This window comes from Flavobacterium indicum GPTSA100-9 = DSM 17447, assembly GCF_000455605.1.
GTDB lineage: Bacteria > Bacteroidota > Bacteroidia > Flavobacteriales > Flavobacteriaceae > Flavobacterium > Flavobacterium indicum.
Genome location: NC_017025.1, coordinates 1,279,858 through 1,296,991, shown reverse-complemented (window position 1 = coordinate 1,296,991; position 17,134 = coordinate 1,279,858). Strand labels below are relative to the sequence as shown.

Genomic DNA, 17,134 nt, shown 5'->3' with positions numbered 1-17,134 from the left:
TAAAAAAAAACCTTTCTCAATGCGTTCGAGAAAGGTGTGTTGTTTTTATATATAGCTACCTAACTCGTCAATTAGTACGAATAAAAATCTCAATGATACTACGAATTCTTGTTGCCATATAGGTAAGTTTTATCTTTTTATTTATTATATTATAAAATTGTTTTTCAAGACTTTAGATTAATTCAATTGCATTACAAATACAAGTAACCCAATAGAAAATAATGTATTTATTATTATTAAAATGATAGTAATTGTGTTTTGTTTATTATGCATAATCTTTTCCTTTTATCGCTTCATTGAGAAGTGTGATTTAAATACTTTTCTTTGTTCTTTTTCTGTAAATTCTACGGTAAACCAATAATCTGTTGAAGGCATTTGAGCTCCATTATACGTTCCGTCCCATCCACCATTTCGATCTAAAGGATTGATCTGTTTCAATAACTTTCCATAACGATCGAAAATATAAAGCACCGGTTGATGTTCTGATTCAAAACCTATAATATTCCAAGTGTCATTGTAACCGTCACCATTTGGAGTAAAGAATTTAGGATAATCAATCACTATTACTTCCTCTGTTAAAAAAGTACAACCTTCTTCATCTACTACAGTAACCACATGTACACCCGGTTCAACTCCTTCAAACACATTGGATGTTTGATAAGCTCCTTCATCTAATTGATACAACAAAGAACCCGTACCCAATTGATTTACAACAACCGTAATAGTTGCATTATCTGTAAAGGCTTCTGAAACTGATACCGTAAAGGAAGTAGCTGGATATACTTCAATAACAGTTGCTGTATCACTTCCAATACAACCAGTAGCTACATTTTTAACCACTACTTTATAAGTTCCTGCTAATTGTGCTAAATAATTGGGGCCTGTTGCACCCGCTATTGGAGTAGTACTACCGTTATAATACCATTCAAAAATATAACCACTGGCTGGAACACCACTCAGTAACCAATACCCTTGATAAGTTACTCCTGTTGTTTGATTTACACATATATGTCCGTCAATTAAATCTGGAGCTGGTAACGGATTAACATACACGATGTATTGTCGTGGGACACCGGAACAACCATTTAATTGAGGTGTAACTTCATAAATAACATAGCCTTGGGCATTTGTAAGCGTGGTTAACGTTTGTTGAATTAAAGACCCATTACCGTTACTAAAACCAGTAACATTATTATGTGAAACCACTGTCCAACTGAATTGCGTTCCTGCTAAAGAGGCAGCAACTGTAATATTTGTCATTCCTCCACTACAAATATATTGCGGTACCAATGTACCTATAATCTCTGGTTTTGGATTCACGGTTACACTAATTGAAACTGGTGTACCTAAACAACCATTATATACAGGAGTAATGGAATACGTAACCGTACCAGCTACCGGACCTGTGGTCGTCAGTATTTGATTAATGGTAGTACCAGAACCCGGTAACGCTCCTGAAACTCCTACTTGAGAAGAAACTATCCAGGTATAAGTAGTTGAAGCAATAGAACTTGTCATAGTTATATTGGTCATTTCACCAGAACAAATAGGATTGTTCAAAATGGTAGCCGTTACGACAGGAACTGGATTTATTGTAATCGAAATTTGAACAGGCATACCATAACAACCATTGGCCATTGGGGTTACTAAATACGTTACATATCCGGTTTGTAGACCATTGATTAAATCTAACTGTTGAACTATTGTAGTTCCACTTCCCGATTCAACAAATCCAATTCCAGAAGTACAATTTGATGCAACTACGTTCCATGTAAAAGTTGCTCCTGGAACATTACTTGTTAAGTTAAGTAACGTACTACTACCGTCACAATAGTTTGTTGCACCAGTAAATATTACAGTTGGCGGTGCATATACTTGAACAGTCATAGTAGTTGATGAAGCACATTGCCCTGCTGTTGGTGTAAACGTGTACGTCGTTGTTGCTGTATTATTTAAAGCTGGAGACCATGTTCCTGTGAATCCATTTGTCGATGTTGTAGGTAATGCCGATAAACTTCCTCCAGAACATATAGGTGCTACTGTTGTAAATGTAGGTGTAACTAAAGGTAATTGCGCTGCGTTACTAAAAGACGCTGAACTCGCTGAAGTACAACTGCCATTACTTGCCGTTACTGTATAAGATGTACCTGTAACCATGCCTGAGATAGCACCTCCTGCGCCTACGGTTGGACCTACTGGTGTAAATACATAGGTTTGACCTGCTACATAATTCGTTATACTTGAACTTCCTGCTGCCGAACAAGTTGCTGTTACACTGTTTATTGTTGGAACTGCTGGTGTAGCCAACTGTGCTGCGTTACTAAAAGGCACTGAACTTGCTGAGGTACAACTGCCGTTACTTGCCGTTACTGTATAAGATGTACCTGTTATCATGCCGGTAATAGCACCACCCGCTCCTACGGTTGGACCTACTGGCGTGAACACATAGGTCTGACCCACTACATAATTCGCAATGCTTGAACTTCCTACTGCCGAACATGTTGCTGCTGCAGTGTTTATTGTTGGAACTGCTGGTGTAGCCAACTGTGCTGCGTTACTAAAAGACGCTGAACTTGCTGAAGTACAACTTCCGTTACTTGCCGTTACTGTATAAGATGTACCTGTTATCATGCCTGAAATAGCACCCCCTGCGCCTACGGTTGGACCTACTGGAGTGAATACATAGGTTTGACCCACTACATAATTCGCAATGCTTGAACTTCCTGCTGCCGAACATGTTGCCGCAACAGTGTTTATTGTTGGAACCGCTGGTGTAACTAATTGTGCTGCGTTACTAAAAGACGCTGAACTTGCTGAGGTACAACTACCATTACTTGCCGTCACTGTATAAGAAGTACCTGTAATCATTCCTAAAATAGCACCCCCTGCGCCTACGGTTGGACCTGCTGGTGTGAATACATAGGTCTGACCCACTACATAATTCGCAATGCTTGAACTTCCTGCTGCCGAACAAGTTGCTGCTACACTGTTTATTGTTGGAACCGCTGGTGTAGCCAATTGCGCTGCGTTACTAAAAGGCACTGAACTGGTTGAAGTACAACTTCCGTTACTTGCCGTTACTGTATAAGAAGTACCAGCTATCATACCTGAAATAGCACCTCCTGCGCCTACGGTTGGACCTACTGGTGTGAATACATAGGCTTGACCTGCTACATAATTCGCGATGCTTGAACTTCCTGCTGCCGAACAAGTTGCTGCAACAGTGTTTATTGTTGGAACCGCTGGTGTAGCTAATTGCGCTGCGTTACTAAAAGGCACTGAACTAGTTGAAGTACAACTGCCGTTACTTGCCGTCACTGTATAAGATGTACCTGTTATCATGCCGGTAATAGCACCACCCGCGCCTACGGTTGGACCTGCTGGTGTGAATACATAGGTTTGACCCACTACATAATTCGCGATGCTTGAACTTCCTACTGCCGAACAAGTTGCCGCAACAGTGTTTATTGTTGGAATCGCTGGTGTAGCCAATTGCGCTGCATTACTAAATGACGCTGAACTCGCTGAAGTACAACTTCCGTTACTTGCCGTTACTGTATAAGATGTACCTGTTATCATGCCGGTAATAGCACCACCCGCTCCTACGGTTGGACCTGCTGGTGTGAATACATAGGTCTGACCCGCTACATAATTCGCGATGCTTGAACTTCCTGCTGCCGAACAAGTTGCCGCAACAGTGTTTATTGTTGGAACTGCTGGTGTAGCCAACTGTGCTGCGTTACTAAAAGACGCTGAACTCGCTGAGGTACAACTGCCGTTGCTTGCCGTTACTGTATAAGATGTACCTGTTATCATGCCGGTAATAGCACCACCCGCGCCTACGGTTGGACCTACTGGCGTGAACACATAGGTCTGACCCACTACATAATTCGCAATGCTTGAACTTCCTGCTGCCGAACAAGTTGCTGCTACACTGTTTATTGTTGGAACCGCTGGTGTAGCCAATTGCGCTGCATTACTAAAAGAGGCTGAACTCGCTGAAGTACAACTTCCGTTGCTAGCTGTTACTGTATAAGAAGTACCTGTTATCATACCTGAAATCGCACCTCCTGCGCCTACGGTTGGACCTGCTGGCGTGAACACATAGGTCTGACCCACTACATAATTCGCAATGCTTGAACTTCCTGCTGCCGAACAAGTTGCTGCTACACTGTTTATTGTTGGAACCGCTGGTGGAGTACAAACAGGAATTACATTGTAATACCCTAAACCTTGTAAATCGACACTAGAACAAAGTGCCGTATTCGTTACTTGTAATGTAAAACACAACACATAATTACCTGGTGTTAAATTATCCCATTCTGGATTAAATCCACTAGCTACAGGAGAAGCATTTGTTCTATTAGGGATAATTGGAGCACCCGCACACGCAGCTGCTGGTTTTAATTGATAGGTTATAACTTCTTCCGATGGAGTAGCACAACCACCAGGACTTGAAGAAGATAATTGTTTAAATCCTAATACTGTTGATCCAACAGGCACTGTAACAGGCACACAAATCGTAATATTTTGACCTGGATTCAAAGCTGGATTTCCTAATTGATCACCCGCTGCGTTAAGTGTTGTTGTAATATTCGTTTGGCCTAGAGTAACCGTTGGTACTGTAATTGATGAAACAGGGCATGTAGCTGTTGTACAGGAAGCACAAGAAGAATTAACAATTTCAATGGTAGTAGTAGCTGTACCACAAGAAGTTGGAACAGTTATAGTATAGATTCCTACACTACTTAAACTTGGATTAATTGCACCAGTAGTAGCGTTAATTGATAAACCTGTTGGTGTTGCTGTATAAGTTCCAGTTACAGGTCCGTTTGTAACCGTTACATTTTGAATTGTTGTATTTGAATTGCTGTAGGAAGGAGCACTGTACGCAATAGTTGTTGGAGTACTCCCATTTACAGTGATCGTAATATCCTTAGTACAACTCGTTGTACCATCAGATATAGTCGCACGATAAGTACGTGTAGAAGTTGGAGTTACCGTAGCTGAAGTAGACAATGAAGCAGAAGTAGCTACTACCGTTCCAGAAGATAAATCCGTTATGGTTAACGTAGTTGGATTGTATTTGATAATACTCACATCATCAATTCCCCAACTGTCTTGTGAACCTGTTGTTGATTGATGTTGGTACCAGCGAAATTTTGTAGCAGTTGTTTGAGCGGCTGCAGGGATGGGTACAGTAGTTCTGTTCCAATTATACACATAAGTACCTGCTCCAATATTGGCAGATGCTCCAACATTACTTTCTAAGCTAGGAAACATTAATTTCATGTTTACCCAAGTAGCGCCATTATTTGTTGAATATTGCACATATACACCTTCCTTATCATCATTTGCCTCACAGCCATTTCCTCCATTATCATCCGATGCCGCTCTAAAATCAAAACTTAACACTCCTCCATTACTCACATCAAAGTTTAACGATTCAAGGACACGAGGCGCCGCTACATTTTGCATCCAAGCATACGTTGAATTATCAGTTTTTTTTGTGGTATACAAACCATTTGGTTCACAACTTAAAACATTAGTAAAAATAATTCCGCCTGGAGTTGCGTTCCATCCTGTTCCGATGGTTCCTGAGTTAAAAGTATTTGACAATAAACCTGTACCGATAGCTCCAGTAGCAGTCAATGTGACACTATTACCCGAACATATTGTTGTTGGACTAGCAGTTATATCAACAGTACAACCTAATGAGGCATTAGTATAAGTAGATACATTTCCTACCCAACCCGAAGATTGAGAAGCAGATGCATTAGTAAATCGGAAAGTCAATGCTCCTGTGGAATTATTTGCACAAAAAATACCAGGCTTTAGTTCTGCTTGAACCACACCTCCTAAAGCAGGCTGTCCTGTATTATATGGAGTTCCAGCAGCATTATACGCTGTACTATAATTCCCTTTTAAGGTTCCTATATTTGTAGCAGCTGTAGTAGTGCCATCAAAAATATCTAAGGCTTCAAATGAACTAAAAGAAGTAAAATCAACACATACACTTTTCCCAGCTGGAGGCATCAAGGTAATCGTGTAACTCGTGTTTCCGTCATTACCGGCGGCACCACCTGCATCATAAAATATTTCACCACCCACCACATTAACCGTACCTGATTGGCTTATTAAAATATTTTGAGCTTTTATATTGATTACGAAACCTAATAATAGGATAGAAACAAAGATTGATTTACTATTCATTTTAGAATTATTTATACTTCCAAATTTAGATGAGTTAGCATTATAAAAAATAAAAAAAAACGATGTTTTTTGTATTTCAGTTTAGACATCTATACTACAGTTGTAAGCTATTGAAAACAAAAAAGGTATTGCATTTTTTTGCAATACCTTAAGTAACTATAACACAATAGTAATAACCAAACTACTATAACTAACTATTGTGAATTAACAATGAAAAAAAACTACTCTCTCTATTTTATCATCAGGTCAAAACTACAATTATTTCTCTATTCAAAAAATAAAAAAATATCATTTTTTTTGATTTCAGATTTAGATAGTAAATTCAAAAAAAACCAAAGTTGTAAAGTTCAACTTTGGTTTTACTGTGCTTAACTTAACTAATTTATTTTTTTACAATTAAGAACTCTGAACGTCTGTTTTGTGCATGTTCTTCTTCAGAACAGTTTGTGCAAGAAACTTTCGGTTCAGTTTCTCCCATACCTTTGCCTGAGATACGTTCTTTTGCAATACCTTTTGAGATGATGTATTGTACCGTAGCCTTAGCTCTTCGGTCGGATAATCTCAAATTGTAGCTGTCGCTTCCTCTGCTATCGGTGTGCGATTTTGCATAAATCACCATATTCGGATACTCGTTCATTACTTGTACTAACTTGTCTAACTCCTCAGCGCCTTGTGCTGTGATGTTCGACTTGTCGTACTCAAAGTAAATCGGTTGTAATATAACTTCTCTCTCGGTGATGATTGGCTTGATTGGGGTTAGATTTACTTCTATCACTTCGCTTCCGCCTTCACTCTGTTTCATCGTAGCACTTCCTGGCTCGTATCCACTTCTTGTTGCTGTTACGCCATAGCTTTGTTCACAAGCTAATCCGTATTTCGTTGCTCCTGATTCATCCGTTTCTTGTGTGCCAACAGCTTTGTTTTTAGCATCTGTTACCGTTACTTGTGCTCCAGCTAATAATTTACCTGTTTCTGCATCCATAACTTTCACTAAAGCATCCACACCACAAATCGGATCGGCTTGGAAAATATCGTCGTTCCCTTCTCTATTACTTGAGAAGTAACCTACCTTTTTCTCTTTATTGTAGCTAAACGCAAAGTCGTCTTTCTCCGTATTTACCGGAGCACCAACATTCTTGGTTTCTTTTGTAGTGGTGTTGTATGTAAACACATCATAGCCACCAAATCCTGGTTTACCGTTTGACGCAAAGAATAGCACATGGTCATCCGTGATATAAGGAAAACTCTCGTTCCCTTCTGAGTTGACTCCACTTCCAAGGTTCTCTGGTGTACCATAGCTATCGCCATCAACACTTACTTTCCAGATGTCTTCGCCACCCATACCGCCTGGCATGTCTGATGAAAAATACAACGTCTTACCGTCTTTGCTGATACTTGGGTTTCTAACCGAGTATTCTTTACTGTTAATAGGTAATGCTTTGGCATTTGTCCACTTATCCCCTTCCCCTTTTGTGGCTTTGTATAAGTAGATTTGTCCGTATTTTAATTTCTTTGTTTTATCCTTTTGGAATTCACTTTGGTTGAAGCTCTCACTACCGTAGTAAATCGTACTACCATCAGAGGTAATAGCCGCAGGGCCATCGTGCCATTTGGTATTCAACTCCACTACTTCCGTAGCTTGACTCAAACTTCCGTCTGTGTTTCTTGTTGCCTTATAAAGGTCTAAGTACGGTTGTTCATCCATACCGTTTTTCTTTCTTGCGGTGTTTCTAGCACTCGCAAAATAAACCTCATTGTTATTGGTTAACTGCGCACCAAAGTCGGCCTTATCACTACTCACATCCGATTTCTTGATGTTGTATAACTTACTTTGTTGTTGGAGTTGTTGCACCACATTAGGGTTATTGGTAAACGCTTTAGCTCGAGCATCGTTTGGCTGCATCTTGGCAAATTGGGCCATTTGTTTGTTACTCTCCTGCATGTTCCCTTCTGCTTTTAACATTTGGGCATAACGGTAATACACCTCCGCCTCTTGTGGGCGCTCCACGGCCTTAGCATACCACGTAACCGCTTCCTTAGTGTTAAAAACATTGTAGTAACAATCGCCAAGCTGTTTGTAAACATAAGCATCCGCTTTGCCTTTCTCTACTAATTTGGAATAAGCTTGGGCTGCATCAACATATTCTAAACGATCAAATAGCTTATCCGCGTCTTTTGTGTCCTTATTCTGTGCATAAATACTTGTTGTAAGCAATAATGCAACGGCTGATATATATAGTCTTCTCATGTCTGTTCTTCTTTGAATAGATTAAAAATAACGCGGTGAACGTGATACCTTCTTGCTGAAATTAACATCAAACAACAAGATAACCTCGTGTGATGCCGGGGTAGTCACCTTTAAATCCGATACAATATGATCGTAGGCATATCCTAATTTTAAACTCGGTGTAATAGCATAATTCACCATCGCTCCAAAACTGTCGTCTAAACGATACGTCGCGCCAATCTCAAACTTCTCCTTAAATAAAAAATTTGTCGATACATCCAACGAAGTAGGCGCATCAAACGCACTCTTCAACATGAAAAAAGGCTTGAACTTTAAACTCTCATTCAAATCAAAAACATAACCCCCTGTTAAAAAATAATGACTCACCTCACTACCATAACTCCTGCCATTAAAATCTAAATGCTGAGCCTTAACCATATTAGGAACAGACAAAGCCAAGTAGTACTTATTCGTATAATAAAATAATCCCGTACCAAAATTAAAATAACTATTACTAACATTCTTAGCAAATGAATCATCGTTAGGATCTGGTAAAGTAGGCGCAATCTCCGTAAAATAATCAACATTATGCAACGTTAAACCAGCCTTTAAACCTAAGGCTAATTTATGATCTCCTCCTAAATTCAATGTATAACTGAAATCACCATAAATATTGTTCTCCTCAACAGGACCAATCTTATCGTTAATAACCGATAAACCCATACCTACATTCTTCCCAACTGGAGCATGACCAAATAAAGTCGCAGTCGTAGGTGCATCCTCTATCTCAACCCACTGCTTTCTATACAACAAACCCATAGATAATGACTCCTTACTACCTGCATAAGCCGGATTCATAACACTCATATTATACATATACTGCGTATAATGAGGATCCTGCTGAGCAAACAAATCAGAACCAAAAACCGTTAATAGTAATACTACTAAATATATTTTTCTCATAACTTATTCTCTTATAAAATAAGCTACCCCCTATTCAAAAGGGTAGCTTACTGTACTACTTTATTAATTTTGTCTGTTTAAATATACCCAACCCGTTTTTGTTTTTCCATTTTTAAAGAAAATAACATAATAATAAGTGGCTGTTGGTAATTGATGTCCTTGGTCTGATTGACCATTCCATTCATTCAAATAATTTAACTTCTGGTACACTAAAGTGCCGTAACGATTAAAAATTTCTGCTTTTTCAACATTCAAATTACTCAAATCCCAAAAATCATTTTTACCATCATCATTAGGAGATACCCCTTTAGGAATGATACAATTAATATCATCAACTAAAATTTGCATACTGTTTACACATCCATTAACATTTACTTCAACTTCATAACTTCCTTCTTCTGTTACTTGTAATGTTGCTTGATTACCTATTACATTATTCAAACTGTCGTACCATGTATATGTTGCATTTGATGCCGAGGTATTTGCGTTTAAAATGTATTTTTCATCTTCACAACCAGCGTCAATTGTTATTGTTGGAAGTGATGGAACTGCCGATATTGTATAAACAACAGAAACATTAGACACACAAGTTGTTGAAGTATTTATAACTTCTATTGTATAAGTTCCAGGAGTTAAATTATCAAAAGTAGTAGACGATTGAAAAGCACCGCCGTTTAACGAATATTCAAAATTGGCACCTATTGGATTAGTCACTACAATCGTACCTGTAGGATTAGCACAAGTAGGTTGAACCGTTACTGTAGCTGTTGGAGTAGCAGGTAAAGCCAATTGCGCTGCGTTACTAAAAGAGGCTGAACTCGCTGAAGTACAACTGCCGTTACTTGCCGTTACTATATAAGAAGTACCTGTTATCATTCCTGAGATCGCACCTCCTGCGCCTACGGTTGGACCTACTGGTGTGAACACATAGGTTTGACCCGCTACATAATTCGCGATGCTTGAACTTCCTGCTGCCGAACAAGTTGCCGCAACAGTGTTTATTGTTGGAACCGCTGGTGTAGCCAATTGCGCTGCGTTACTAAATGACGCTGAACTTGCTGAGGTACAACTGCCGTTACTTGCCGTTACTGTATAAGATGTACCTGTTATCATGCCTGAGATAGCACCTCCTGCGCCTACGGTTGGACCTACTGGTGTGAATACATAGGTTTGACCCACTACATAATTCGCGATGCTTGAACTTCCTGCTGACGAACAAGTTGCCGCAACAGTGTTTATTGTTGGAACCGCTGGTGTAGCCAATTGTGCTGCGTTACTAAAAGGCACTGAACTGGTTGAAGTACAACTGCCATTACTTGCTGTTACTGTATAAGAAGTACCTGTTATCATTCCAGAGATAGCACCTCCTGCGCCTACGGTTGGACCTACTGGTGTGAATACATAGGTCTGACCTACTACATAATTCGCAATGCTTGAACTTCCTGCTGCCGAACATGTTGCCGCAACAGTGTTTATTGTTGGAACTGCTGGTGTAGCCAACTGTGCTGCGTTACTAAAAGGCACTGAACTGGTTGAAGTACAACTTCCGTTACTTGCCGTTACTGTATAAGAAGTACCCGTAATCATTCCAGAGATAGCACCACCCGCGCCTACGGTTGGACCTACTGGTGTGAATACATAGGTCTGACCTACTACATAATTCGCAATACTTGAACTTCCTGCTGCCGAACATGTTGCCGCAACAGTGTTTATTGTTGGAACTGCTGGTGTAGCCAACTGTGCTGCGTTACTAAAAGGCACTGAACTGGTTGAAGTACAACTTCCGTTACTTGCCGTTACTGTATAAGAAGTACCAGCTATCATACCTGAAATAGCACCTCCTGCGCCTACAGTAGGACCTACTGGTGTGAATACATAGGTTTGACCCACTACATAATTCGCGATGCTTGAACTTCCTGCTGACGAACAAGTTGCCGCAACAGTGTTTATTGTTGGAACCGCTGGTGTAGCCAATTGTGCTGCGTTACTAAAAGGCACTGAACTGGTTGAAGTACAACTGCCATTACTTGCTGTTACTGTATAAGAAGTACCTGTTATCATTCCAGAGATAGCACCTCCTGCGCCTACGGTTGGACCTACTGGTGTGAATACATAGGTCTGACCTACTACATAATTCGCAATGCTTGAACTTCCTGCTGCCGAACATGTTGCCGCAACAGTGTTTATTGTTGGAACTGCTGGTGTAGCCAACTGTGCTGCGTTACTAAAAGGCACTGAACTGGTTGAAGTACAACTTCCGTTACTTGCCGTTACTGTATAAGAAGTACCCGTAATCATTCCAGAGATAGCACCACCCGCGCCTACGGTTGGACCTACTGGTGTGAATACATAGGTCTGACCTACTACATAATTCGCAATACTTGAACTTCCTGCTGCCGAACATGTTGCCGCAACAGTGTTTATTGTTGGAACTGCTGGTGTAGCCAACTGTGCTGCGTTACTAAAAGGCACTGAACTCGCTGAAGTACAACTTCCGTTGCTAGCTGTTACTGTATAAGAAGTACCTGTTATCATACCTGAAATCGCACCTCCTGCGCCTACGGTTGGACCTGCTGGCGTGAACACATAGGTCTGACCCACTACATAATTCGCAATGCTTGAACTTCCTGCTGCCGAACAAGTTGCTGCTACACTGTTTATTGTTGGAACCGCTGGTGTAGCTAATTGTGCTGCGTTACTAAAAGACGCTGAACTTGCTGAGGTACAACTGCCATTACTTGCCGTTACTGTATAAGAAGTACCCGTAATCATTCCAGAGATAGCACCCCCTGCGCCTACGATTGGACCTGCTGGCGTGAACACATAGGTTTGACCCGCTACATAATTCGCAATGCTTGAACTTCCTGCTGCCGAACATGTTGCTGCAACAGTGTTTATTGTTGGAACCGCTGGTGTAGCCAACTGTGCTGCGTTACTAAAAGGCACTGAACTCGCTGAAGTACAACTGCCGTTACTTGCCGTTACTGTATAAGATGTACCTGTTATCATGCTGGTAATAGCACCACCTGCTCCTACGGTTGGACCTACTGGTGTAAAAACATAGGTTTGACCCGCTACATAATTCGCGATGCTTGAACTTCCTGCTGCCGAACAAGTTGCCGCAACAGTGTTTATTGTTGGAACCGCTGGTGTAGCCAACTGTGCTGCGTTACTAAAAGACGCTGAACTCGCTGAAGTACAACTTCCGTTACTTGCCGTTACTGTATAAGATGTACCTGTAATCATGCCTGAGATAGCACCTCCTGCGCCTACAGTTGGACCTGCTGGCGTGAACACATAGGTTTGACCTACTACATAATTTGCGATGCTTGAACTTCCTGCTGCCGAACAAGTTGCCGCAACAGTGTTTATTGTTGGAACCGCTGGTGTAGCTAAAACAGTAATTGTTACCTCATCAAAACAAGACAAATCAGATGCTGTCCATCTAAAAGTATTAGCCCCTAATGACAGACCAGAAACAGTTGCCGTTGGACTATTCACATTGGAAAAAGTACCTGTTCCTGAAACAACAGACCAAGTCCCTGTTGCGGGAGATGTTGCTGCCAATGAAGTAGATGTTACATTACATAAACTTTGATCCGGTCCGGCATTACATGTTAATTCCGTTGTAAAACTTCCCGCTTCAAGATAAACCACACTATCGTAAGTAGCATCATTCACATCAGTTATAATCAAACGAATATGATAGGTCTGACCAGGAGTTAAACCTGTTTGTGTTGCCGATAGAATACGAGTATTACCATTTAATTGTGTTCCATTAATAGTACCTAAAAATTCAGGAGTGGGTGTATTTTGAACCCATGCTCCATTAGCTGCTACACAATACGAGGCATTTTGAGGAGAGGCACTTGAACCCACCACACCATCATTAACAGAATTAATTGAAACTTCAGCACCATTAGCTAATCGTGCAATGTTTCTTGCATTATTTGTATAGCCTTGACCTCCGGCAATTCCAGGACCACTAATTAAAAATCCGAACTTATCATTATAAGAAGAACAATTATAATTAATATCCCCAGCCGAAGTACTACTATCATTATACTCTTCAGAACCGAAAATATACCTAAAGGTAACAGCATTTTGGACAGGTACAAAATCAAATTCTAATATAGCGGCATTAAAAAAGTTTTGAGCTCCAGCCAAAATATCTAAATCATTACTCACTGTGGGACAAGTTCCGCCTTGTCTAATTTCACCAGGAGTACAAGAAGTATAAGCCGTAGCCATTTGAGTAGCACCGGGATCAGCACCTAAAGTTAAAGGAATAGTAGAAGTAGTACCCGTTGTTAGAACCACTCCACTGGTAAACCCCATTTGAGTTAAAGTAGGTCCGGCAGTAGTAAAATACCCAACTTGGTACCGACCAGTATTATTATACACCCCAGAAAATTGTACATTTGAAATCGTTGTTCCACTTCCTGTTGGTACTAACACTCCATTTACCAACTGCGTGGGAGTATATAGCGTGTTATTGATTGTAAGTTGCGACCAGCTTTTGCTGAAAAAACAACAAACAAAAATTAAAAGTAATGTAGTTTTTAGTTTCATTGTTATTGAATTAGTATTTTGGTAGTTTTATTGGTTTTATTATGGGTATCAACAGTTACAAGATATACCCCTTGTGTTAAAACAAGTGCAGATTGTACATGAGTTGTATTGGTTTGAGGGTATTTTTCTAAAACTAATTTACCTTGCAAATCAAACACCTTTACAGAAGAAATAGGTGCGAATGATGTTACTTCGAGTTGATTTTGGTAAGCCAAAATATTTATACCTTCATTTACTTGGTTTACAATTTCCCTCTGTTTTGTTTTATAAATGATTTCAAATCTGTTTTTATCATCGGATGTTGGACAAAAAATATAAGCACCATCTTGTAAGTTTTGGTAAAAATTAAGTAATTTATCGTGAATATAAACTGCTTGATTTTCAAAGACACCTTCTTTTTGAGTCATACTAATTTGATAGTGACTTTTTTGAATAGAAGACTCATAAGCAATTGAAAGGGTATCCGTTTCAGAAAATGCTCCACGGCTTTGGATTACCAATTTTTCTTGACCTAATTTAGAATAAAACTTCAAAGTAGCTAAAGAATTAATTGGACCGTCATAAGCTTCATCAAAATCCAAAGATGATTCGGGTAAATAACCAATTAATTGTTCGTTATATCGACCACTTTCATCTGTTATTCTCAACCAATAACGATCTTTTGTAGAATTTGTGCTTGTTACAGCCTGAGAACGATAAAATTGATTATTACTTGGAATATCTTTAGTTCGTTGTGAATTTTTAAACGTAACCGTTCCGTTTACTTTTGGACGAACCATAAAACCTTGTGCAGAAGCGATATAACCATTAGGTAAAATTCCATTTGGAGATTGTGTTGAAGCTCCAGCTACACCCACTCCACCAGTTAAGTTGAAAGAAGCATAATCTGCTTGTTGGTACTCTCCACTACCAGGATAGGGTGTATTAGCCGACCACAAGTAAACAGTACCGTATATTTTATCTCTATTATCGTTATAAAAATTTTCAAATTTAATGGCACCAGGATATGGATTACCTAACAATGTAAAATTTCTGAAAGCATTATCATTCGTATCATAATACTTAATAGTAGCTGAATAATCTCCATTATTTGAAAGTCCGGAATAATTTAATTGAATATTTGTAGGTGTTAATCCCGCTGCCGTTTTCACTCGTGTAATAAATCCGGTTCCAACTGATGGTTCGCTTGATAAAAATTGCCAACCCAAATAGCTATGATCTATACCTGCGATACAAAAATCGGGATCCCAAAAATATTTTAAGTCGAAATTGGTAGCATAATTAGATAATACTGCATTTGCGATAGGCTTACTCCAATATATATAATCCCATCTTATTTTATTACCCGTATTTTTTGTAAAATTGATAGATGGAGTTACGATTGGCTCGTTATTCAAATCATTAGGATGATTTACTTGAACCAAATTTCCTTTAGAAGAAACATTGATAGTACCTGAATTAAAAATAGAATTCACAACGTACACATAAGTTCCATTTGTACCATCTACAATATCTAAAGTAACCCCCGATTTTACAGTCATTTGACAGGCGTTAATATTACCGTGAGTTAACGTATTATAATTAGCATTCAAAATAACATGTTCGTAAACTGTAGGAGCTGTTCCTCTTGACCAAGTAGCACCATTCCAACTATTCTCTGTTATACATGCCATTGTTGCCGAAGTTGTTCCACAAGCCCCGTCAAATCGATCATAACATCTTGTTACAGGTAAACCAACAGGTAAAACTGTAGAAGATTCGGTATAAACTCCAGTCATTTCAGGTTTAGAAATACTCACACCGCTACCGTCAGCTACAATATCGCCATTTGCCCCCAAACCGGCTTGTTGTTCAAACTTAATAAATGCTGCAGAAAAATCTTGATTATACAAATTTACTTGCGTACCGCTATAAACTGATAAAAACGAATTATTTCTAAAAATCACATTAAAAACTGGAGCATTAATTAGATCAAAAAACACATCTTCACCTTTATCTTGCGCATTATTATTTGCGAAAGAACAGGTTAGAAAAGTTAAATTACAAGTTGGACTATTTAAATTAACAACACTAACTGCACCTCCATCTGAACTTGCAGGTCCGGTTGAATTATTAGTGAAACTACAATTATTTACATTAATATTGGTTGTTGTACCATTAGTAGAAGCTTGCACTAAAATGGCACCTCCTCCTAAATTATTCCCTGCCCCAGCATTAGTTGTATTCCCATTGAAACAACAATTATTTATGTTAACCGTTCCATTTTGAATACAGATAGCTCCCCCAGCTGCCGCTTCATTATCATCAAAGGTTGTATTATTGATGGTTACATTTGCAGTATTCCCTATAATTAATATTCCACCACCTTGAATAGCCGAGACAATATTATTATTGATACTACAATTATCAAAAAGTACTGTTGAACCGTCAATTTTATAACCACCTCCATAATTTGCTGCTGCTACACGGTTACAAGGACTACCCGAATTTTTAATCGTTACACTAGTTGTAGTACCACTAATAAATACAGCACCCTGACCTGCACTTCCCACATTAGCATAGATTAACACTCGATTTAGTTCTATATTAGTTCCACTAGTAATTGCTAATGCTATTCCGTCAGTTGCAAGTGCAAAACGAGTTACTGTTAATTTCGATATTTTAACGTTATTTGCGGTAATGGTAGCCCAACGTTGCGTATTTAAGGCATTATCAAAAACAGTATTCCCTTCACCAGCACCAATAATTTGAACTTCTTTATTAATAGCCAATGAACGATTCAACGCACCACTGTAAGAACCCGTATCGACATAGATGATATCCCCATTATTTGCAATTGCTAATGCAGCATTAAGTGTTAATTTTGGTAAATTTGATGCAAGACCACTATTGGCATCATTTCCTATAGCACCACAATAGATATCTCCAGCTAAAGTAACATCAGCATTATTTACATAAATTGTAGCACTGAATGCAAATGAAGCAAAAAACATAGCGATACTATGAATAAAAGCATTTAGTTTGACTTTAATGTAGTGTTGTTTCATAGCCTTATCTTATTGATTACCTAATAATTATTTAATCATTTCTTAATTACATTTCAAAAATATTGATTCAGTAATGACTTTTTTTCATAAAAAACGATTAAATTTGGATTTC

5 protein-coding genes are annotated in these 17,134 nt (G+C 39.0%); all 5 read right to left on the bottom strand.

Annotated features, from left to right (window positions below):
* Positions 1–285: 285 nt before the first annotated feature.
* Positions 286–6,213 (bottom strand): T9SS type B sorting domain-containing protein, encoded by a 5,928-nt coding sequence (locus KQS_RS05760; RefSeq protein WP_014388254.1) that lies wholly within the window; start codon positions 6,211–6,213, stop codon positions 286–288.
* 382 nt (positions 6,214–6,595) lie between these two features.
* Entirely contained in the window at positions 6,596–8,461 is a 1,866-nt protein-coding gene (locus KQS_RS05755) for an OmpA family protein (protein WP_014388253.1), read from the bottom strand.
* 21 nt (positions 8,462–8,482) lie between these two features.
* Positions 8,483–9,403, bottom strand: a complete 921-nt coding sequence (locus KQS_RS05750; RefSeq protein WP_014387399.1) for a PorP/SprF family type IX secretion system membrane protein — start codon at positions 9,401–9,403, stop codon at positions 8,483–8,485.
* 63 nt (positions 9,404–9,466) lie between these two features.
* Positions 9,467–13,975: a choice-of-anchor L domain-containing protein gene (locus KQS_RS05745; protein ID WP_014388252.1), complete on the bottom strand. Its 4,509-nt coding sequence runs from the start codon at positions 13,973–13,975 to the stop codon at positions 9,467–9,469.
* Between the two features lie 2 nt (positions 13,976–13,977).
* Positions 13,978–17,022, bottom strand: a complete 3,045-nt coding sequence (locus tag KQS_RS05740; RefSeq protein WP_014388251.1) for a T9SS type A sorting domain-containing protein — start codon at positions 17,020–17,022, stop codon at positions 13,978–13,980.
* Positions 17,023–17,134: the final 112 nt, after the last annotated feature.

What these genes read in the sequence shown, in the direction of transcription:
- KQS_RS05740 (WP_014388251.1), bottom strand. Translation starts at nt 17,022, where the DNA reads ATGAAACAACACTACATTAAAGTCAAACTAAATGCTTTTATTCATAGT.
- KQS_RS05755 (WP_014388253.1), bottom strand. Translation starts at nt 8,461, where the DNA reads ATGAGAAGACTATATATATCAGCCGTTGCATTATTGCTTACAACAAGT.
- KQS_RS05760 (WP_014388254.1), bottom strand. Translation starts at nt 6,213, where the DNA reads ATGAATAGTAAATCAATCTTTGTTTCTATCCTATTATTAGGTTTCGTA.
- KQS_RS05745 (WP_014388252.1), bottom strand. Translation starts at nt 13,975, where the DNA reads ATGAAACTAAAAACTACATTACTTTTAATTTTTGTTTGTTGTTTTTTC.
- KQS_RS05750 (WP_014387399.1), bottom strand. Translation starts at nt 9,403, where the DNA reads ATGAGAAAAATATATTTAGTAGTATTACTATTAACGGTTTTTGGTTCT.